Source organism: Streptomyces sp. NPDC057099, from assembly GCF_042671245.1.
Lineage (GTDB): Bacteria > Actinomycetota > Actinomycetes > Streptomycetales > Streptomycetaceae > Streptomyces > Streptomyces purpurascens.
The window spans coordinates 61,665-82,062 of record NZ_JBHUTX010000033.1; the positions used below are offsets into that span (position 1 = coordinate 61,665).

General features: G+C 70.8%; 20 protein-coding genes. 12 read left to right on the forward strand and 8 right to left on the reverse strand.

Annotation, left to right across the window (positions count from 1 at the left end; genetic code table 11):
* Positions 1-32: 32 nt before the first annotated feature.
* The gene (locus ACFT4A_RS30295; RefSeq protein ID WP_382836174.1) at positions 33-644 is read right to left on the reverse strand and encodes a helix-turn-helix domain-containing protein; all 612 of its coding nucleotides are present in this window, start codon (positions 642-644) and stop codon (positions 33-35) included.
* On the opposite strand from ACFT4A_RS30295, the gene ACFT4A_RS30300 reads away from it, so the two are divergent.
* Positions 630-1,382, forward strand: a complete 753-nt coding sequence (locus ACFT4A_RS30300; RefSeq protein WP_382836177.1) for an SDR family oxidoreductase — start codon at positions 630-632, stop codon at positions 1,380-1,382. The genes ACFT4A_RS30295 and ACFT4A_RS30300 overlap by 15 nt on opposite strands.
* 314 nt (positions 1,383-1,696) lie before the next feature.
* On the opposite strand, the gene ACFT4A_RS30305 is transcribed toward ACFT4A_RS30300, so the two are convergent.
* Both ACFT4A_RS30305 and ACFT4A_RS30310 read right to left on the reverse strand, forming a co-directional pair.
* Positions 1,697-4,264, reverse strand: a complete 2,568-nt coding sequence (locus ACFT4A_RS30305) for a hypothetical protein (protein ID WP_382836180.1) — start codon at positions 4,262-4,264, stop codon at positions 1,697-1,699.
* Between the two features lie 359 nt (positions 4,265-4,623).
* Positions 4,624-5,859 carry an MFS transporter gene (locus ACFT4A_RS30310; RefSeq protein WP_382836182.1) on the reverse strand — a complete coding sequence of 412 codons (1,236 nt, stop codon included), beginning with the start codon at positions 5,857-5,859 and terminating at the stop codon, positions 4,624-4,626.
* Between the two features lie 135 nt (positions 5,860-5,994).
* Here ACFT4A_RS30310 and ACFT4A_RS30315 point away from each other — a divergent pair, with 135 nt between their 5' ends.
* Positions 5,995-6,906 (forward strand): helix-turn-helix transcriptional regulator, encoded by a 912-nt coding sequence (locus tag ACFT4A_RS30315; protein ID WP_382836185.1) that lies wholly within the window; start codon positions 5,995-5,997, stop codon positions 6,904-6,906.
* A 23-nt stretch (positions 6,907-6,929) separates the two neighbouring features.
* On the opposite strand, the gene ACFT4A_RS30320 is transcribed toward ACFT4A_RS30315, so the two are convergent.
* Positions 6,930-8,057 carry an alpha/beta hydrolase gene (locus ACFT4A_RS30320; RefSeq protein ID WP_382836188.1) on the reverse strand — a complete coding sequence of 376 codons (1,128 nt, stop codon included), beginning with the start codon at positions 8,055-8,057 and terminating at the stop codon, positions 6,930-6,932.
* A gap of 375 nt (positions 8,058-8,432) precedes the next feature.
* Here ACFT4A_RS30320 and ACFT4A_RS30325 point away from each other — a divergent pair, with 375 nt between their 5' ends.
* Both ACFT4A_RS30325 and ACFT4A_RS30330 read left to right on the forward strand, forming a co-directional pair.
* Positions 8,433-8,855, forward strand: coding sequence for a winged helix-turn-helix transcriptional regulator (locus ACFT4A_RS30325; RefSeq protein WP_382836231.1), 423 nt, complete (start codon positions 8,433-8,435; stop codon positions 8,853-8,855).
* Position 8,856: 1 nt separating this feature from the next.
* Positions 8,857-9,288 (forward strand): PaaI family thioesterase, encoded by a 432-nt coding sequence (locus ACFT4A_RS30330; protein WP_382836191.1) that lies wholly within the window; start codon positions 8,857-8,859, stop codon positions 9,286-9,288.
* A 59-nt stretch (positions 9,289-9,347) separates the two neighbouring features.
* Here ACFT4A_RS30330 and ACFT4A_RS30335 read toward each other — a convergent pair whose 3' ends face one another.
* A complete protein-coding gene (locus ACFT4A_RS30335) occupies positions 9,348-9,824 on the reverse strand; it encodes a hypothetical protein (RefSeq protein WP_382836194.1) in 477 nt (158 codons plus the stop codon).
* Between the two features lie 180 nt (positions 9,825-10,004).
* Positions 10,005-10,985 carry a helix-turn-helix domain-containing protein gene (locus ACFT4A_RS30340; protein ID WP_382836197.1) on the reverse strand — a complete coding sequence of 327 codons (981 nt, stop codon included), beginning with the start codon at positions 10,983-10,985 and terminating at the stop codon, positions 10,005-10,007.
* 78 nt (positions 10,986-11,063) lie between these two features.
* On the opposite strand from ACFT4A_RS30340, the gene ACFT4A_RS30345 reads away from it, so the two are divergent.
* The 3 genes from ACFT4A_RS30345 (at position 11,064) to ACFT4A_RS30355 (ending at position 13,322) form a co-directional block, all read left to right on the forward strand.
* Positions 11,064-11,870, forward strand: coding sequence for an alpha/beta fold hydrolase (locus ACFT4A_RS30345; RefSeq protein ID WP_382836200.1), 807 nt, complete (start codon positions 11,064-11,066; stop codon positions 11,868-11,870).
* A 167-nt stretch (positions 11,871-12,037) separates the two neighbouring features.
* Positions 12,038-12,811, forward strand: a complete 774-nt coding sequence (locus ACFT4A_RS30350; RefSeq protein ID WP_382836203.1) for a polysaccharide deacetylase family protein — start codon at positions 12,038-12,040, stop codon at positions 12,809-12,811.
* Positions 12,812-12,968: 157 nt separating this feature from the next.
* Entirely contained in the window at positions 12,969-13,322 is a 354-nt protein-coding gene (locus ACFT4A_RS30355; RefSeq protein WP_382836205.1) for a hypothetical protein, read from the forward strand.
* Between the two features lie 106 nt (positions 13,323-13,428).
* Here ACFT4A_RS30355 and ACFT4A_RS30360 read toward each other — a convergent pair whose 3' ends face one another.
* Entirely contained in the window at positions 13,429-13,725 is a 297-nt protein-coding gene (locus tag ACFT4A_RS30360) for a GYD domain-containing protein (protein ID WP_382836208.1), read from the reverse strand.
* A 164-nt stretch (positions 13,726-13,889) separates the two neighbouring features.
* On the opposite strand from ACFT4A_RS30360, the gene ACFT4A_RS30365 reads away from it, so the two are divergent.
* Entirely contained in the window at positions 13,890-15,089 is a 1,200-nt protein-coding gene (locus ACFT4A_RS30365; protein WP_382836211.1) for a 4-hydroxybenzoate 3-monooxygenase, read from the forward strand.
* A 57-nt stretch (positions 15,090-15,146) separates the two neighbouring features.
* Positions 15,147-16,847, forward strand: coding sequence for a methyltransferase (locus ACFT4A_RS30370; RefSeq protein WP_382836213.1), 1,701 nt, complete (start codon positions 15,147-15,149; stop codon positions 16,845-16,847).
* Between the two features lie 11 nt (positions 16,848-16,858).
* Here ACFT4A_RS30370 and ACFT4A_RS30375 read toward each other — a convergent pair whose 3' ends face one another.
* Positions 16,859-17,545, reverse strand: coding sequence for a DUF2848 domain-containing protein (locus ACFT4A_RS30375; RefSeq protein ID WP_382836216.1), 687 nt, complete (start codon positions 17,543-17,545; stop codon positions 16,859-16,861).
* Positions 17,546-17,706: 161 nt separating this feature from the next.
* Between ACFT4A_RS30375 and ACFT4A_RS30380 the strand changes: the two genes are divergently transcribed.
* The 3 genes from ACFT4A_RS30380 to ACFT4A_RS30390 are packed head-to-tail and all read left to right on the forward strand — an operon-like array spanning position 17,707 to position 20,223.
* Positions 17,707-19,068, forward strand: a complete 1,362-nt coding sequence (locus ACFT4A_RS30380; RefSeq protein WP_382836218.1) for an MFS transporter — start codon at positions 17,707-17,709, stop codon at positions 19,066-19,068.
* Positions 19,069-19,081: 13 nt separating this feature from the next.
* Positions 19,082-19,879 (forward strand): carbon-nitrogen hydrolase family protein, encoded by a 798-nt coding sequence (locus ACFT4A_RS30385; RefSeq protein WP_382836221.1) that lies wholly within the window; start codon positions 19,082-19,084, stop codon positions 19,877-19,879.
* Positions 19,876-20,223, forward strand: coding sequence for a cupin domain-containing protein (locus ACFT4A_RS30390; protein ID WP_382836223.1), 348 nt, complete (start codon positions 19,876-19,878; stop codon positions 20,221-20,223). Before ACFT4A_RS30385 ends, ACFT4A_RS30390 begins: the two co-directional genes overlap by 4 nt.
* Positions 20,224-20,398 lie beyond the last annotated feature (175 nt).

Below are 20,398 nucleotides of genomic sequence, written 5' to 3' on the forward strand. Positions count from 1 at the left end.
CGCGGTCGTGGCATGGGGGCAGTCCTGTCGGGTCAGTCCTGTCCTGACGGCGGGTTATGGCCGCGTCGATTCCTGTGGCCGGTGGCGACGACGTCCCCGAAGGACGCGGCGAGTGCTCGCGCGATCAGGTCGGGCAGTTCCGTCTGCCCGTCGTCCTCGGCCCAGCGCGTCAATGCCGTGTGCATCGCGGCCAGGCATGCGCTGGTCGCGGCCTGGGCACGGAACGCGGCGTCATGGGTCGTCGCGTCGTCCAGGCCGAGGGCGTCGACGATGGCCTGCTGGAGCGCGTACTGGCTGTCCAGATGCCGGGCCCGCAGCGCGGGCGTCGAGACCATCAGCCGGAGGCAGTCCAGCAGGAACCGCTCGCTCACTGCCGGTTCGTCCCCCTCGTCACCGGTCAACACCGTGGCCGCATCGACGAGTGCGCCACCGACGCGCCGCACCACGGGCTGCGTCGCGGGCGATGCGGCGACCTTCTCGGCGATGAGCCGGGCGGGCTGGTCGATGAGGACGAGGTCCTCCTTGGTGGGGAAGTGCCGGTACACGGTCATCGCCGAGACACCGGCAGCCTCAGCGACTTCGGCCACCGTCACCGTGTCGTAGCCGCGGTCGGTGAACAGCCGCACCGCATGTTCCTGGATCACGCGCCGCGTCCCGGCTCGCGTGGCATCGGCCAAGCGATCGCAGCCCGGCTCGCGGCGGAAGGGGGCATGGTCGTCGTGCACTTCGGCACGGACGAGAGCGGGGCGGCGGCGACGGTCGAGGCGGTGGAACGGGCTGGTGGGGCCGCCCGCGCCGTCCGGGCCGAACTGGGCGTGGACGGCGATGTCGAGACACTCTTCGCCGGTGTCGAGGACTGCTTGTCCGGTAGACCGCTCGACATCCTCGTCAACAACGCCGCGGCTGCACCGGCCGGCCCGCTCGGCGCGACGACCCGGGCGGAGTTCGACCGCCTGTTCGCGGTCAATGTGCGAGCGCCGTACTTCATCATCGAGCAGGCGATGCCCCTGCTGCGTGACGGCGGCCGGATCATCACGATCTCATCGGTGGCGACCCGGATGGCCAACTCGGCCCAGACGTCCTTCGCCATGACGAAAGCCGCGGTCGAGACGATGAGCAGGACCCTGGCCAACCAACTCGGGCCCCGAGGGATCACCGTGAACGCCGTCGCTCCCGGAGCCACCAGGACCGCGGCCAACGGAGCCGTCTTCGACGTGCCGGGCCTCGCCGAACAGATCACCGCTTTGACGGCACTCGACCGGCTGGGCGGGCCCGACGACGTCGCCGATGTGGTCGCCTTCCTCGCATCCGGCGCCGCCCGCTGGATCACCGGCCAGGTCATCGACGCGAGCGGCGGCCTGTTCCTCGGTCCACGCGTCTGACCGACGAGGCCGACGCGACGACCGGAGAGGACCATGACGGTCCTAGGACGTCATCTCATTCGGCCGACGCCAGAGTCGGTGTACTGACGTACGCGCTGGTGCAGTAACGATCCAGTGGATCGTTGACTGCTTCAGTGGCACATGGTGGCCGCCCCAGTCACCTCGTTCGCCAGTTCGCCAACTCGACTGACACGCCGAGGTCAGCGTGTGCGCGCCCTGTTGTCTTTCGTGGACCGCGGCCCCGGCTGTCGGACCGAGTGACGCTGCCGCCGGGTCCCGGCTCCATGGGGCGGGACCCGGTGGGGTCGGCGAGGTCAGCGGACGTCGACGTAGTCGCCCGCGGCGGTGGCGGGTGCGGCGGTGGACGTGCCGGCGAAGGTGTAACGCCAGTAGCCGTCAGTCGTCGCCTTCGCTGTGGTCTTCAGGTTTCCGGAGCTGTTGGTGGTGATCGTCTTCACTGTCGTGTACGTGGACGTCCCCTTCTTGCGGAACTGGAGCTTCGCCTTCTGGCCGGCGTAGCCGTGGTGGCCGCCCAGCGTCTCCCAGTCCGCACGGGAGAGCTTGCCCGTGATGGTGAGGGTCTTGCCCTTGGTCACCGGCTCGGGTGCCGCGTTGGCCGTCAGCGTCGCGTCACGCAGCAGGGGCGCCGACTTGGCGGCGTGCAGGTCGACGTGGCCGGTACCGTCCGCGGACTCGGCCCAGGCTGCCAACTTCCAGGTGCCGGCGAGGGAGTTGCGGCCGAGGGTCCAGCGCGGGTGGATGTAGGCGAAGTGCGCCTCACAGGTGGACGTGGTGGCGCTGACCTTGGTGCAGGCGGCCGGCCAGGTGCCGTAGAGGACCGCGTCAGGGGTGTCGTACGAACCCTTGTAGAGGTACATGTCTCCGCTCGCGATCCCGGACGGGGCGGTGGCGGTGAACTTCGCCTTGAAGTCCTGCAGCGGCTCGTCGGTCAGCTGCACCGGCTTGCCCGCGTTGACCGTGACGTTCGAGATGCGGGTCGCCCCCACTGTCTCGTCGCCGTGCGGCGCCGGGCCTGCGAACGCTCGCGCGATGGTACGGCGGAGGCTGCCGCCCTGGTCGTCGGCGGCGGTGACGCGCAGCGAGACGAAGGGGGCGGTGGCGGGGACTTGGAGAGTCGCCGAGCCGTCCGCCGCGACGGCCAGGTCCGTCCAGGTCGTGCCGTCATCCGTGGAGTAGGCGAGCCCGGTGATCCTGGTGTTCGCCTCCGCCGCATCCGTGGTGCGGGTGGTCGCGCTCGCCTGGACCCGGAACGTGCCGGCGGCCGCGCGGCCGAAGCCGTCGAGTCCCGGAATGCTCAACCGGGCGTCGATCAGCGGGAGTTCCCGGCCCTCCTCGTAGTCCGAGCGGAACGTCCACTCGTTGCGTACGTCCGTGGACAGCCGGGAGTACGGCACACGGCGATGGACTGTCTGGTCGAGGGTGTAGGTCCTCTGGAACGACGGCAGGCTGGAGGACGTCACCCCGTCGTATGCGTCGAGGCCGTCGGCCTGGGCGTAGGTGACGCCGTCGGAGGAGGTGAGCTTGTACGAGTACGTGGCGCGGCTGTCGGTTCCCGGGTGGCCGGTCGTGTCGCCGAAGGTGTTCGGCTCGTGCAGCGACATCTTGCCGAAGTTCCGCTTCGAACCGCCCCCTTCCCGGCGCACCGGCTGCAACGGGGCCGCACCAATGGTCTCGCCCGCGCTGGTCCCGGCGGCCGATGTGCGGTCCGGGAGGTTGAGGCTCAGCTCGCCGGTGCCGTAGGACAGCAGTCGGCTGTAGGTGATGCCCGGGGTGGCGTACTCGGTGACGGAACGGCCGGCGGGCACCGCGGCGCCGATGTAGACGCCCGTCTCCTCGCCGAAGGACGGGACGCTCTGCAGGTCGGCCGTTGTCCGCGTGCCCGGGGCGCCCACCTTCGTGACGCTCTTCGCCAGGGTCGACGTACGGACCGTCTTGATGGGCGAGGCGGGCACGGTGGTGGTGAAGCTGTGCGTGAGGTCGTAGCGGTAAGGGCTCGGCACGCTCGCCGAGGCTCCCTTCTTGCCGAGCACCTCGTGCAGGCGCAGCGAGACGCCACTGACCGAGAACGGCGTGACGTACACCTTGTCGGCTCCAGAGCCGGCGAAGCCCGCCAGGCCGCCGCCTGGGACGCTGATCCACACGGCGGACGCGTGCCGGGTGGCGGTGGTGTCGTCGGTGCGGACCGCGGTCTCCTTGGCCTCGCGCTCGTCGAAGGTGACGGTCTTGGCGGCCGAACCGACCGAGAAAGTACGGGTGAGCAGGTAGCTCGGCTCTTGCCAGTCGTTGTGCAGCGCGACCGAGAAGTAGTCACCCGGGGGCAGCTTCACGGTCGACGAGCCACCGGCGGTGCCGCTGTTGACGGCGTACGACGTCCAGGTCCGGCGGTCCCAGACATAGAACAACTTGGACCGGACGTCGGCATTCGTGATGCTCAGCTTGACCGAGTACGTCGACGCGGCGGCGTTCGCCGCCGTGGGAACGCTCGGCGTGGCTTTGGTTCGCGCGGTCAAGGGAAGCTTCGCGGTCGTGCGATCAGCCGCGGACTTCCCGATCGGCCGCACGGACACCGCGCCTTGCAGCGACGCGACGGAGTAGCGGGTCGCCTGCGCGGCGCCTTCCGCCTCCGCGACCACCCGGACGTCCCGTCCGTCGATGAGCTCGACGCGCCCGCCGTCCCCCATCTCGACGCCGCGCCCGATGCGGAGCGCCGAGTCCTTCTCCGACGAAACCACCCCTACCGTGGCCGGACCGCCGCCCGACGCCGTCGCGGCGGGCGCAAGCAGGGTCGAGGCGGCCAGCGCCGCTCCGCACAGCCCCGCCGCTGCGGGTCTTCGAACCAGTCTCTTGCGAAAAACAGACATCAACAGCCCCCCTGGCCATATCCCCTGAGACCGCCCCCGGGACATCTGTCAGTCATGCGCACCGATACACCGTGGGCCTGCCAGGTCTCGGGGGCGCAGCCGATGAGCCGGACCGTGATCGACCTGCCGGGAGAGCGGAGCCCCTGGCCGGCAGCTCTGCCGCAGCATCGGCGTCGGCCTCCGTTCCACCGCAGGACAGGAAACACCGCGCATTGCTGCACCGGTTCCGATCGGATCCTCGCAGCTCTTGGACGCCGAGCGCCTGTCGTGCAGCGCGGAGGGCCAAAGCGCTCCTTGTACTCTCCGAGGTGCCTCAAGCCCCTCACCCCAGCTGTCGGGGCAGTGCGGGGTCGAGGGCATCACGCACCAACTCGACGTCGTTGGGTGACGGCGATGGTGGTGGTGGGGATCAGGGTGAGGGCGGCGATGGCGGTGCCGACCGCGGCGGGGCCGGTGGGGCCCAGGTCGGAGTCGAGGGTGAGGCCGGCGAGCCAGGAGCCGAGGGCGGTGCCGAGGTTGAACGCCGAGACGGTCAGGGCCGAGGCCAGGGCGGGTGCCTGGCGTGCGAAGCGGACGGCCAGGGCCATCAGCACCGGGTTGGCGCCGAGCCCGAAGAAGCCCAGCAGGGCGACCAGGATGATGGTGGGCACGGCGTGGCCGGCCAGCAGGGAGATCGCGAGGAGCAGGAGCGTGGCTCCCGCGGCGGCCACGAGGGTCACGGCGTGCGGGCGACGGTCGCCCAGACGGCCTCCGACGAGCGAGCCGGCCAGGGCACCGAGGCCGAAGCCGACCAGGACCAGCGGCACGGTCCCGGACGCGAGGCCGGTCCGGCCGGTCAGCAGCGGCGAGATGTAGGAGTACGTGGCCAGGACACCGCCGGTGGTGGTGGCGCAGGCGGCCAGGACCAGCCACAGGCGGCCGGAGCGCAGAGAGGTGAGCTCGGATCGGATCGACGCCGTCTGTTGGTCGCCGTCGTCGTGGGGGACGGTGCGGGCGATCAGCGCGACGGCCGCAGCGGCGAAGGCCGCGAGCGCCCAGAACGGTCCGCGCCAGCCCATGAGCTGCCCGGCGAACGCGCCCAGCGGCACACCGACGACGTTCGCGAGCATGGCTCCGGCTCCGACGATCCCGAGGGCGCGGGAACTGGCGGCAGGGCCTGCGGCGCGTGCGGCGGCCACATTGGCCACCGCCCAGAACGCGCCGGTCGCGATCGCGGTCAGGAACCGTGCCGCCAGGACCAGGGTGAAGCTGGACGCGAGTGCCACGATGACGTGCCCGGCGGCGAAGACGCCCAGGGCGAGCATCAGGGTCAGCCGCTTGGGCAGCCGCAGCGTGAGCATCGCCATCAGCGGCGCGCCGACGATCATGCCGACCGCGAAGACGGTGATCAGCAGTCCGGTCCGGGCGACGCCGACCCGCAGGTCACCCGCGATCTCGGGCAGCAGGCCGGCCACGACGAACTCGGTGGTGCCCATCAGGAAGGTGCCGAGCGCGAGCACGTGGACGACGAGCGGCAGCCGGGCGGACGGAGGCTGGGGGTTTGCAGCCCGTACGGTCTCGGCGGGGGCGTGGAGGGTTGCTCCTCGCGTACTCAAGGTTCAGCTCCGTGGGGGTGGTGATCGGGGTACGTCACCCAGGGAACAAGCCGCCCCGCCCTTGAGGAAGGTCGCGTTTATGGGGGGCACAAACTCAACCTCCCTCTGGGCCGGCCGGTGGCTACCGTGGAAACCATGGACCCGCGCCCCGACGACCGCTCCGACCACCGCACCGAGATCCGCGACTTCCTTGCCGGCCGCCGCGCGAAGATCTCCCCGGAGCAGGCCGGGCTGCCCACCAGCGGCCGGCGCCGAGTGCCCGGGCTGCGGCGCGAGGAGGTCGCCGTGCTGGCCGGGGTGAGCACCGAGTGGTACACCCGCCTGGAGAAGGGGCACATCAGCGGTGTCTCCGAGGACGTGCTCGCCGCGGTCGCCCGGGCCCTGCAGCTGGACGAGGACGAACGCACCTACCTGTTCGACCTGGCCCGCGCCGCCCGGCCCGCCCGGCGCACGCCGTCCCGCCGCAGGGATGTCGAGATCCCGCCCCGCATCCAGTGGCTGCTCGACTCCATCGCGATGTCCGCTTCCTTCGTACGCAACGGCCGCCTGGACGTCATCGCCACCAACCCGCTGGCGCGGGCCCTGCACGCCCCGATGTTCGACAGCCCCACCGCCGACCCGCGTGGCCGCGCCAACTTCGCCCGCTACCACTTCCTCGACCGGGGCTCACGGGACTTCTTCGTCGACTGGGAATCCGGCGCCGCCACCACCGTCGCGTTGCTGCGTGCCGAGGCCGGGCGTGAACCGCATGACCGGGCCCTGCGCGAACTCATCGGCGAACTGTCCACGGTCAGCCCCGACTTCCGCACCATGTGGGCCGAACACGACGTCCGTATCCGCCACGACGGCGTCAAGCGGCTGCAGCACCCCGAGGTCGGCCTTCTGGAGCTGACCTACCAGTCCCTGCACCTGCCCGTGTCGCACCGGGCCGTGCACGATCTGAGCCTCTACACCGCCGAACCGGGCAGCACCTCCGAGGAACGCCTCACACTCCTCGCCAGCCTGGCAGCCACTCCCGTCCAGGCGACGGGGTCCACCGACCGGTAACGGCCTGTCGGGGCCACTGCACGTCAGGCGAGGTTCTCGGTGAAGAACGCGTCGAGCCTGTCGAACGGGATGAGGTCCTTGCGGTCGTACAGGTCGACGTGGTCCGCGCCCGGGACGATCACGAGGTCGACGGTGTCGGGGGCCTTCGCCCGGACGTCCTCGGAGTAGTAGCGGGAGTGCGCGTCGGCGCCGGCCACCAGGAGGGCCTTGCGGGGCGCCAGCATGTCGATGTTCGTCATCAGCCGGAAGGCGAAGAACGACATCGGTGTGGTCCCGGTCCACGCGGTGGTGGAGTTGATCGAACGCGGGTGGTAGCCGCGCTCGGTGCGGTAGTAGTCGAAGAAGATCTTCGTGATCGGGTCGGCGTCCGCCGGGAGGGTCTTGGGCAGGACGCGGTCCGAGGGGGCGACGTCGCCGTTCGCGTCGAAGGGCACCTCGTGGGAGAGCCGCGCGTAGGTGCCGTTCTCGGCGTCGGTCCAGCGCTGCCGGCTGAGGTGGTCCACGACCTTCTGGCGCTGCTCACGCGTGTAGTAGTCCTGGTGGCCGCGGGACATGCTGCGCGACATGTCGTACATCGAGGCCGCGGCGACCGCCTTGATACGGCTGTCCGCAGCCGCCGCGGTGAGCGCCATACCGCTCAGGCCGCAGATGGCCTGCGCGCCGATCCGCTCGCGGTCGACGAACTTCTGCAGGCCGAGGAAGTCGACGGCGGCGCTGTAGTCCTCGGTGTAGATGTCGGGCGAGGCCACGTCGCGCACCGTGCCGCCGCTCTCCCCGGTGAAGGAGGGGTCGAAGGCGAGGGCGACGTAGCCGCGGCGGGCGAACTCGTTGGCGTAGAGCCCCGAGGACTGTTCCTTGACCGCGCCGAAGGGGCCGCTGACCGCCAGGGCGGGCAGCTTGCCCCTGGCGGCCTTCGGCACGTAGAGGTCCGCGGCGACCTCGATGCCGTAGCGGTTCTTGAACCGCACCGGGGTCCGCTTGACGTTCTTGTCCAGCGCGAAGGTGTGGCCGCCCCTGGCCGTGGCCTTGCCCTGTCCCGTGGCGCCCGCGGCGCGGCCGTTGTCCGCGCCGAAGGAGGGCAGGGCCGTGAAGGAGGCGGTGGTGGCGGCGCCGGTGGCTGCGATCAGTCCGAGCGCTGTGCGACGTTCCATCGGGTGGACCTCATGTTCGATCGGCGGAGGAAGAGGCGCGACGGTCGGTGGTGTCGTGACCGAGGCGCGATTCCAGCGAACCGCCTCTGCGCCGGGCGTGGCAGGTCGGGTTTATGGGGGGTACAAGCTCGACCCCCACGCCGCGGCGGGCGTCGGAGCGTGCGTGGTGCGTCGTGGCGGGGAATCCGGTGGCCGGTGCGGCCGGGCGCCCTGGAACGTGAATTGCCGGATCATCACCCGCCGCAGACCTCCGCCGAAGAACCGCTCGAAGAGCCGTCGGTCCGTGGCCAGGGTCGTGAAGAGGACGAGCGGGTGCGGGATCGATACGAACGGTCATCTCCGCCTCCCTCCGCTTCTTTTTTCGAAGCGATGCGGATGCTAGCGTTTCGGAAAACGAAGCACTGGAGGAGATGCTGGCGCGACGTGACAGAGACACCCAGGCCAGGGCTCCCGGTCCGCGGCTCCACCAGCGGCCGCCCGATCATGGCGGCGCTCGACCTGTTCGGGCGGCGCTGGAACCTGCGCATCATCTGGGAGCTGCACCAAGGCCCCACAGGCTTTCGCCCCCTGCAGCAGCGCTGCGACGGCATGTCCTCCAGCGTCCTGCGCCAACGCCTCGTCGAACTCACCCAGGCCGGCCTCGTCGCGCAACAGGACGACAGCGGCTACACCCTCACCGCGCTCGGCGACGACGCCTACCGCGCCCTCAGCCCTCTCAACCGCTGGGCCGAGAACTGGGCCGAGGCCCTCGCGGAGCAGACCACCAGCCCCCAGGCGACCATGGAGAACGAGGTGTGATGTGACGGACGCTCCGAATCTGGCCCTCGCGCAGAAGGTACTGGCGGCCCAGCCCTTCAGTACCCTGCTCGGCGCCCGCCTGGTGGCCTTCACGGAGGGCGAGGCGACGCTGGAGCTGGACATCCGCGACGACCTGCGCCAGCAGAACGGCTTCCTGCACGGCGGCGTACTCGCCTACGCGGCGGACAACACCCTGACCTTCGCCGCCGGCACCGTCGTCGGCCCGAAGCTGCTCACCGCCGGGTTCAGCATCGACTACCTGCGCCCCGCCGACGGCACCCTGCTCCGGGCCCACGCACAGGTCGTACGCGCGGGCCGCTCCCGCGTCGTGTGCCGCTGCGACCTCTCCGTCGTGGACAGCGCGGGCGCAGAGACCCTGTGCGCGGTGGCACAGGGCACCATCGCCGTCCCCGAACCCTCACCGGGAAGCTGACGCCGGTGAAGGTCGCGCTGAGGTGGAAGACGCGGCGGCGGCTTCCAGCAGACGGTGTCCTACGAGGTCCCGTTGAGCTGCCAGACCTTCTTGCCCTCGCCGTCGTTCTTGATGTCGTAGACGATCTTGCCGTCGGCGCTCATGCCGGACGTGTTCGCGTGGTCCCAGGTGCAGTAGTGGATGTAGCTGCCGGACGCGTTCGCGTTGACCATGGGGGACCTGGTGTCGCCGCACTTGTTCCGGTCGTTCTTCTGCGCCCAGACCGTGCCGCGGAAGTAGTTGAACTTCTTTCCGAAGCCGTTGCCGCCCGTGGTCGAGGCCCAGTTGATGACCTGGGTCGCCTGGTACCAACCCCGCTCGTTGTAGAAGCAGTTCAGCACCAGGACGTTCATGTCGGGCTTGTTCGGCAGGGCTATCCTGCGGAAGCTCTCGGACGTCTGGTCGGGGTCGCCGGGACAGTACACGGCGGCGCTCGCCGACGGGGCGGTGATGAGGCCTGCTGACAGGAGCGCGCCCGTCAGCAGAGAAGCTCCCACCGCGCCACGGATCCCGCGTGCCTTCAGCCCACCCCCGTGGGACTGACGGACCGCACAGAGGGTCTGGCGCTTGGTCAACTCTCTCTCCCGGATCGAATCTGTTTGACCGACACCGAACAGACTGCCGGGTGATCAACAGCGGTGCGTTAGCGGACGGTCCACAGCTGATTGGCAGTGTGTCTACTGGGGGAAGCGCTGGGCTCTGTGGCGGTAGTCCCTCGGGGGGATGCCGTAGGCGGAGCGGAAGGCGCGGGTGAAGTCGGCGGCGCGGGGGAAGCCCCAGCGCGCGGCGATGGCGTGGATGGGGGTGCTCATCAGGGCGGGCTCCGCGAGGTCGCGGCGGGCGCGTTCCAGGCGCTGGCCCCGGATCCAGGCAGCGATCGACTGTTCCTCGTGCGCGAAGAGTCGGTACAGGTAGCTGCGGGATATGTGGTGTGCCGCGGCGATGGCGGCGGGGTTCAGGTTCGGGTCGTGGAGATGGTCCCGTACGAAGGCACGGATGCGCAGGACGAGCGTCTGCTGCCGGGTCTCCGGTGGGAGGGAGTTCTCCGCTTCGAGGGCTTGGGCGAACAGCGCCGACAGCAGGTCGACCGCGACGGATCCGAGCCGTGGCCCGTCGGCGGGCTGGTACGTGTCGGTGCCTCGCGCCAGTTGGGTGAGCAGTTGTCTCAGCAAGGCGCCGAATCCATCGCGGACCGACAGGTGCAGACCGGTCACGTGGTTCAGCCGGTTCCGCGGCACGGGCAACAGCGCCTTCGGTACCTCCAGCCCGACTCCCGTATGCGGAAGGGAGCCGTCGCCCCCATGGACGTCGACGGCGCGCGAGGTGTCGACGACACACAGGCTGTCCGGACCGTACTCGGCCTCCTCCTCACCCCGCACGGTGCGCAGCGCCCCGCTCAACGGCAGGGACACGTGCAGCCCTTCGGGGTCGGACTGCCGGATCAGCTTCGGCGACCGCCGGAAGCACACCGGCTGGAACGTCGTGGGCCACACCGATACGGCACCGAGGTCCAGCACACGTTGAGAAGCCCGGAAGTCCGCCCGATGGTCGCTGCGCAACTCCAGCGGAGCATGGGTCCGGCTGACCAGCTCGCGCCAGCAGTCGAACCGGTCCGCCGCCGGCACGTCATCGCTCCGGAACACCGTCTCGTTCAGCATGTCCCTCCTCGCCGTCCCACACGTCCTGGCATTGGCTTGGCTCCTACCCCTCCCTCATGAAAGGTAGGACAGGGGCGAGTGCCGATCCGAAGCCGCCGCTTCGGGGGTCGACCCCCGCGCACACTCGCCACCCTCGCCCTGCTGGTTCTGACCGCCGGCGCCGTCACGGCCTGCGGCGACCACGACTCCGCCACCAGCCGGGCGGGCGGAGCGAAGCAGCACATGATCGACCGTGGCGGGCACCGTCTGGCCTTCCACGTCACGCCGGGCCACGGGCCCACCGTCATCGCCTACGACCGGGCCGGACTCGGCAAGAGCGGCGTGGTGCCCGGTCCGTGGAAGGTCGAGAGCGCCGTCAGAGACCTCGAGTCGGGGCTCCGGCAGCTGGGCGTCACCGAGAACGTGACCCTGGTGGCCCACTCCCAGGCCGGCGCGATCGCGACCTACTTCGCCAGGGCCAACCCGAGGATGCTCTGCGGCGCGGTCCTCGTCGACGCCAACTTCACGGACGAGGAGATCGCCCGACTCGTGGCCTTCACCCGGCCCCAGGTCGACGCGGCGAAGAAGGACCCGGACAAGCCGCGGAACCGCCAGCTCATCTCCACCGCGGAGAGCTTCGTCGCGACGAGCAAGGCGTATCACGAGGTCAGGTGGCCGGACGCGGTACCGGCGACGGTCGTCGTCTCGGAGAAGACCCCGTTCGACGGATCCCCCGAGGACGCCCGGCGCTGGCGGGACGCCGCCGCCTCGTTCGTGCAGGACGGGCCACGCCGAACGCTCGTCACCGCCGAGGGCAGCTCCCACGACGTCCCAATCGACCGCCCCGGCCTCGTGCTCGAGGAGATCGAAAGCATGGTCGCCACGCGGCAGCAACCACAGCACTGACCCCGTCCCTCGACCCAGAAAAGGCCCGCCGAGTTGTCCCCGCTCGCCCCCGAGATTGTCCGTGCTCGGTAACGGACGGATCCTGTGGCCGCCGCTTCTCGTCATGCCAGTTGGTCGCACGGTGACCGGGCAGCATCGGTGAGGAACTGCGGGAGAGCGGGGCGGACATGGCGCGGCACGGCGGCGGGCGGGGCTGGTACGGCAAGATGATCGGGGCGGCGCTCGGAGTGACGCTGCTCGCCACCGGCGCGTCGGTGTGGACCGCGCAGGCCGGTGCCACGGGCGGCTCGTCGCCGAAGGCGGGCGCGTCGGCCACGCCCGGCGGTGACGTCAAGCCGGTCGCGGCGGGCATCGCGCACGCCTCGGACAAGGGAGCGCGCGGCGTCAACATCACCATCGACGACGGCCCCGACCCCGTGTGGACCCCCGAAGTGCTCGACGTGCTGCGGGAGTACGGGGTGAAGGCCACGTTCTGCATGGTGGGCACGCAGGCACAGGCCCACCCGGACCTCGTGAAGAAGGTGGTCGCGGCCGGGCACCGGCTGTGCGACCACTCGGTGTCGCACGACACCACCATGGACAAGAAGTCCGAGGCCTACCAGTCGCGGCAGATCCTCGACGCCGAACGCATGATCACCAAGGCGTCCGGGGGCGTACGGCCGATGTACTACCGGGCGCCCGGCGGGGCCTTCACCCCCTACAGCCGCAAGCTGGCCGCCTCCCGGGGCATGCGCCCGCTGGGCTGGAACGTCGACTCCAAGGACTTCGAGCGGCCGGGCACGGACGCCATGGTCGCCACCGTCGAGCGGGAGCTGCCGAACGGGCCGACGATCCTCTTCCACGACGCGGGCGGCGAACGCTCCCAGACCGTCGAGGCCCTGCGCCGGATCCTCCCCTGGCTCAAGGAGCAGGGCTACTCCTGCGGCTTCCCGGTGCGCTGAGAAGAACGGCCTCGCATTCGGGTCATTGCGGATGAGGGTGTAACACGGCAGGGCTTCCGGGACGCAGGGATATGCAGAAGCGGGGCGACGAACCGGGTCGCATTTCGGTGTCCGGGGCGGACGTGCCGACAGGACAACACGTCAGATCGGATTCCTTGTGAGCAACATCGACCCGGCTCCCGGATATCAGACGTACAACCAGCCCTCGGGCCCGGAGCGCCCCGTACACCAGCAGGCCGGCGCCCGGCGCGCGGCCCTGACCATCTGCACGATCGCCGACATCGCCGCGGGTTTCCTCGGTCTCTGGATCCTGCTGTTCCTGCTCGACGCGAACCAGGCGAATGTATTCGTCGAGTTCGTACGCGGAACGGCGGATTTGCTGGCCTGGTGGTCGCAGGACATTTTCACGATGGACACAGAGGGCCTACGCGTCGTCCTCAATTACGGCCTTCCGGCCGTCATGTATTTGCTGATCGGTCACGGAATCGCCGCACGGCTCAACCGAGCCTGACGGCATGTCGCCATGGGGCACGGCCGCCGACCCCGACCCGGTGAGCACGGCACGGAAGTCGGCGGCCTCGGGCGCGGACGTCCTCGCGTTGTCGGCCTGACGCGCCTCAGCCCGCGGCCTTGGCGATGATGCGAGCCATCTCCTCCTGGCCGAAGGCCCGCAGGGTCGTGGTGCGGACGTTGCCCACCCCGCCGAGCTGCAGGAGAGCCGCGGTGGCGGTTTCGTCGTCGGGCGCTTCGACAACGGCCATGAGGTCGTACGGGCCGACGGTCCAGTAGATGGTCAGAAGCTTTGCCCCAAGCTTCTGGACCCCCGCGGCGAAGGCATCGGCCCGCTTCGCGGTGTCCTTGTAGTTCCGGATCCCTTGATCGGTCCAGTTCAGCAACGTGACATACGTCGGCATGATCTTTTCACCTTCGTGAGGGAACACATCGCGTCACCAATTCTGAACAGAAGCCATGAAACGTGCTCAATATGCGCACCCAAACTGGGTAATACGAGCGTGGCCCCCTCGTTCAGGTGATTTTCGTCAAGTAAGCCACGTCGCTGGACTTACCATCCCGTCTCGTGACAGACAGGCAGACCCGGAGCGCGAGCGACGTGGTCATCCTCGGGGCCGGACCGGCCGGGCTCGTGCTCGGGAATCTTCTTCAGGAGCGGGGGATCGACTGCGTCGTCCTGGAGCGTGCCGAGCGCGCGTACGTCCAGACGCGGGCGCGCGCCGGGTTCCTGGCGGCCAACACCGTGCGGATCCTGGAGCGGCACGGGCTGGCCGAGGGACTGCGGCGGGGTGGGCGGGTCCACAGCACGTGTGAGTTCCGTACCGCGGACGGCCGGTTCCGGCTGGACTACGGGGGGCTCGGGCGTGGTGAGCGGCATACCGTCTATCCACAACAGCTGCTGGTCACCGATCTGCTGACGCGGTTCCTGGCCTCCGGCGGGCGGGTGGAGTTCTCCACCGAGGCGCTCGCCGTCCTCGACGCCGACACCGAGCGGCCCTCCGTGACCGTGCGCGACGCGGACGGGCGGCCCGGCCGGTGGCGGGCGCGGTACGTGGCCGGGTGTGACGGGCGGTACGGCGCGGCCCGGCGGTCGCTGCCGGACGGCTCGGCGCACCGGTACCACTGCGACCACGGCGTGAGCTGGCTCGGGCTGCTCGCCGAGGCGCCGCCCAGCCTCGACGCCGTCGGGTACGCGGTGCACGAGCGGGGCTTCGCCGGGCACATGGCGCGGACCAGTGAGATCACCCGCTACTACCTGCAGTGCGAGCGCGGTACGGCGGCCGACGCCTGGTCCGAGGAACGGATCTGGGACGAGCTGGAGCTGCGGATGCGGGGCGCGGAGTACGGTCCCCTGCGGCGGGGCCGTATCGCGCAGCGGGGCGTCGTCGACCTCGAGTCCGATGTGCTCGAACCGCTGCGGCACGGTGCGCTGTTCCTCGCCGGCGACGCCGCCGGTCTCGTCAGCCCCTGCGCGGCCAAGGGCGCCAACCTCGCCGTGCTGGAGGCCGAGATCCTCGCCCGCGCCCTGGTCGACGCCCTCGTCCGCGGCGACTCCGAGGGGCTCGACGCGTACTCCGCGCGCTGTCTGGCGTACATCTGGCGTGCGCAGGAGTTCTCGCACTGGATGGTCCGGTTGCTGCACGGCCCGTCCGGCTCGGACGGCACGTCGCTGTTCCACAACTCCCTACGGCGCTCCCGCATCACTTCGCTGCGTACGTCGCGCAGCCACCAGGACTGGTTCGCCGAGCACTACGTCGGCGTCTGAGGTCCCCCGTTCCCACCCCTTCTTCCCTCCCCCGCAATCTGAATGAGGATCCCCGCAATGATCACGACGTTGTCGGGCGACACGTCCCGCCTGCTCGCGACGGTCGACTTCGTCAAGGAGCAGGACACCGCCGCCCTGCTCCCGCTCCTGTTCCCCGGGCTCGACGGTCCGGAGCTGCGAACTCTCGTCGAGCACTGCCGCTTCTCCCATGCCGCGCTGCTCGTCTTCCCGTCGGACCGGGCGGAGTTGCGCGCCATGCTGAGCGACTGCGGGCTCGTCGCGGGCATGCCGCCGCAGCCGAGTGTGGTCGTACGCGAGCGGCTGGCCGTGCGACATCAGCGGCAGGCGGCCGAGCTCGACGTCGGCATCCTGCGCCCCGCGGTGGCCGGGGCGGACGGGGAGCACCGTACGGTCGAGGTGTTCGCGCTGACCGTGCCGCCGGGATCGGGGCTGGACGAGATCGCCGCGCACGAGCGGGAGCGGCAGCACGAGGCACACGTCGCCTTCGACGTCGTGGCGCCCGATCCGCTGGTGCTGCGCGGCCTCGTCTCGACATTCGCGCGCTACGGGGCCATCCCGGACGGCGGCGGCTACAACCCGCACGAGGACGGGACGGTCTTCTACTTCGGCGCGGCCGCCGAGTCCAAGGCCGCCGGGTACCGGCGGGTGGAGCTGTACGTCCCCGGCGACCACCGCGACGTGCTCGCCGACCACCTGGACCGGCATCGCGCCCGGCAGCCCGCCGAAACGCTCCTGCGGCTGCTGACCGGGGCATGGACGACCCAGGCACTGGCCGTGTTCGCCCAGCTCCGGGTGCCCGACGCCATGGACGGCGAGCAAGCCGTCGGCGTCGAGGAGCTGGCGCGGACCGTCGGCGCGCGGCCGGGGAATCTCGCGACGCTGCTGCGCTATCTCGCGATGCTGGGCGCGGTGGAGGAAAGCCGCGACGGTTTCCGGCTCACCGGGCTGGGCGCGCTGCTGCGTGACGGCGTCCCGGGGTCGATGCGGGCGCTGGCGCTGATGTACGGCGGCCCGTTCTACGAGTCCTTCGCCGCGCTCGGGCACACCGTACGCACGGGACAGGTCGCCTTCGAGCACGTCTTCGGCGAGAACCACTTCGACCATTTCGCCCGCGACCCCCAGCTCGCCGAACTCTTCGACCAGTCCATGGCCGCCGGATCCGCCATGTTCGACCCGCTCCCCACGCATCCGGCGCTCACGGCCGCGGCCGAGGCACCCGCCGGGGGCACGGTCGTGGACATCGCCGGGGGCAACGGGGAGCTGCTCGGCCGCATCCTCGCCGCGCACCCGCGTCTGCACGGGGTCCTGCTGGAGCGTCCGCACGCCGTGGAAGCCGCCCGCCGCCGGCTGGAGGAGGCCGGTCACGGCACGCGGTGCGACTTCCTGGCCGGCGACTTCGCTGACGTGCCCGCGGGCGGTGACGTCTACGTCCTGTCCCGCGTCCTGCACGACTGGGACGACGAGCGCTGCCGCGAGATCCTGCGGCACTGCGCCCGCGCGATGCCCGAGCACGCCGATCTGCTCGTCGTCGAACGCGTGCTGCCGTCCGACGGCTCGGTCTCGCTGGCGACCGCCTGGGACGTCCACATGATGTGCAACGTCGGCGGGCGGGAACGGCAGGCCGGGCACTACGGCAGGCTGTTCGCCGACGCCGGCCTCACGCTGGTGGACCGGATGCCGCTGCCCCTGGACGGCAACGTGCTGCACGTCAGGAAGGCCCGGCCGGCCTCGGCGTGACGGAAGGGGCGTCAGCCGATGGGTGCGGGCATCGGCTGGACGTCGTAGTCGAGGCGGATCGTGTCTCCGGTGGCGGGGTCGGACAGTTCCACGCTCCAGCCCTCGGCGAACTGGTCGACGCCGGGGGTCATGGGGATGGTGCCGGAGATCAGGACGGTGCCGGGCGTGAGCGCGTCGCGTGAGCGCAGGACGTCGACCCAGTAGGCGGGGGCGAGGAGCTCGGCGAGGGTGCCGTGCTGGATCTCCGTCGGCGTGCCGCCGTGGGTGACCCAGGCGCGCAGGGTGAGGTCGTCGAGGCGGGACTCCACGTCGGCCAGCCGCCAGGCGCGGCGGGCGAGGACGTCGGGGCCCGCGTTCTTGCTCCAGGCCACGCCGTGCACCTCCAGGTCGCGGTCGGTGTGGTCGCAGGCGGCGGTCAGCAGCAGTTCCCCGCCGTCCGCCACGACGAGCGCCCACTCCGCCTCGCCGGAGGTGTGCCCGTGCTGGGCGTGGACCCGGTCGGTCTGCTGGGCGAGGTAGGGGGAGACGGGGTAGAGGGCGGGCGTCACGGACGGGCCGGGCACGCCCAGCTCGGCGAGTTCCGCGACGTGGGCGGCGACGTCCTCCTGGCTGCGTCCGGCGTATCCGGCGTTGAGGACCTGGACGACGTCGACCTGGCGCGTCGATCCGTCGGGCAGTTCGAAGGTCAGCACGGCCATGAGGGCACTCCCAGGGGATCGGGCAGCGGTCCGCGGATCGGGATTTCTCCGCGGTTAACTTCTCGCGCAGGGGTTGCGCATACGACCTGTATACAAGAAGTATGCCGGAAGGTCGATGTCCCCCGACGTCCCCGAGCAGTCCCCGAGCAAGGATGGGAACCATGTCCGACACCCCGAAGGACGTCGCGAAGGCGTCCGATCGGCACTCCGGCGTCCGCCGGGCCTTCGTCGCGAGCCTCACCGGCACCGCGCTGGAGTGGTACGACTTCGCCGTCTACTCCGCCGCGGCCGCCCTGGTCTTCGGCGACCTGTTCTTCCCCTCGGAGGACCCGCTCACCGGCACGCTCCTGGCCTTCTCCACCTACGCGGTCGGCTATGTGTCCCGCCCGCTGGGCGGCTTCGTCTTCGGCCGCCTCGGCGATGTGATCGGCCGCAAGAAGGTGCTGATCGCCACACTGGTCCTGATCGGCGCGGCGACGTTCCTGATCGGCCTCCTGCCCGCGTACTCCACGGCCGGTGTGGCCGCCCCGATCGCCCTGGTCGTGCTGCGCTTCGCGCAGGGCGTCGGCGTCGGCGGTGAGTGGGGCGGTGCCGTACTGCTGTCCAGCGAGTTCGGGGACCCACGCCGGCGCGGCTTCTACGCCTCCGCCGCCCAGGTCGGCCCGCCCGCCGGAAACCTGCTGGCCAACGGCGTGCTGGCGGCCCTCGGGGCGCTGCTCACCGAGGCGCAGTTCGAGTCGTGGGGCTGGCGTGTGGCGTTCCTGTTCTCCGGCGTCCTCGTCGGGTTCGGGCTGTGGATCCGGGCGAAGCTGGAGGAGACCCCGGTGTTCAAGGCGATGGAGGCCGAGCACTCCCGGCCCGAGGCGCCGATCCGCGAGGTGTTCACCACCCAGCCCCGCGCCCTGCTGGCCGCGATCCTGTGCCGCGTCGGCCCCGACGTGCTGTACGCCATGTTCACCGTCTTCGTCCTGACGTACGCCACCAAGGAACTCGGCATGTCCCAGGGTTCCGCCCTCGCGGCCGTGCTCATCGGCTCCTCGATCCAGGTCTTCCTGATGCCGCTGGCCGGTGCCCTGTCCGACCGGGTCAACCGGCGGCTGCTGTACGGCGCTGCCTCGGTGGCCGCCGGGGTGTGGCCGTTCGTGTTCTTCCCGATGATCGGCGGCGGCACCTGGCTGCCGCTCGCCACGGGGGTCGTCGTGGGCCTGGTGATCCACTGTTGTCTGTACGGCCCGCAGGCCGCCTTCATCACCGAGCAGTTCGAGCCCCGGCTGCGCTCCACCGGCTCGTCCCTGGCCTACACCCTGGCCGGGATCATCGGCGGCGCCGTCGCCCCGCTGCTGTTCACCAGCCTGCTGAGCGCCTACGGCACCTGGGGGCCGCTGGCCGTGTACATCGCCCTCGCGTCGGGCATCTCCCTCGTCGGCGTCTGGCTGGGGCGCGACCCGGAGGCCGCCGTCGACGAGGACGCCGCGCTCGCCGCGCCGAAGACGCCGCAGCCGGCCGACGCCACCCGTCTCTGAGGAGGACCAGATCGTGCGGATCGCCCTGAGCCAGCTCACCACCGGCCCCGACCCGGAGAAGAACCTCCTGCTCATCGAGGAGTGGACCCGGCGCGCGGCGGACGCCGGAGCCCGCGTCGTCGTCTTCCCCGAGGCGTCGATGGCCTGCTTCGGCACCCCTCTGGCACCGCCCGCCGAGCCCCTGGACGGACCGTGGGCCGACGGCGTACGGCGGATCGCCCGCGACACCGGCACGGTCGTCGTGGCCGGCATGTTCACCCCGGCGGACGGGGGCCGGGTGGCCAACACCCTGCTCGCCACCGGGCCCGGGGTCGAGGCGTCGTACGACAAGATCCACCTCTACGACGCCTTCGGCTTCCGTGAGTCCGACACCGTCGCCGCGGGCTCGGCCACGACGGTCATCGACGTGGACGGCGTACGGCTGGGCCTGGCCACCTGCTACGACGTCCGCTTCCCGGAGCTGTTCCGGGCGCACGCCGACGCGGGAGCCGTCGCCACGCTGCTGGCCGCCTCCTGGGGCGCGGGGCCGGGGAAGGCGGATCAGTGGGAGCTGCTGGTGCGGGCTCGTGCGCTGGACGCGACCGTGTGGCTGGCCGCCGTCGACCAGGCCGAACCCGGCCCCGGTTCCGCACCGGGTTCGGCGCCTACCGGGATCGGGCACAGTCTCGTCGCCGGACCCGACGGGACCGTACGGCACGCGCTGGGCGCCGAGCCGGAGCTGCTGGTGGCGGACCTGGACGTCGACGAGGTCGCCGCGGTGCGGCAGCGGATCTCCGTACTGGAGAACCGGCGCCCGGAGGTGTGGGGATGAGCAAGCCCGAGCTGGAGTTCCATCTCCCCGACGGCCCGTGGCGGACGCCGGCCGGCGCCGGCCCGGGCGTCGAGGAGCGTGTGCTGGCCGACGACCCCGAGCACGGATCCCGTACGGCGCTCGTCCGCTGGGCGCCGGGCACCGACACCTCGGCGGACGGCGTGGCCCGCCACGACTTCTGGGAGGAGGTCTACCTCGTCGAGGGAGCGATGCACGACCTGACGCTCGGCCGGACCTTCACGGCGGGCATGTACGCCTGCCGCCCGCCCGGGATGCCGCACGGACCGTGGACGTCCCCGGACGGGGTCACCATGCTGGTGATCACCTACCCGGACTCGCCCTAGTACTCCAGCAGCGTTTCGCTATCTGGCCTGGTCAGAGGCATCGTCGGGAGTGTACTTGGCTGCTGGCATGTCAGGGGCGGTCTTGCCGGACCGCCCCTCCAACGAATGACATCGTCGTCGGTAGTGGCAGTGCCTGGCGATCGCCTGACGTCTGCGCCGCCACTGGGACCAGCTC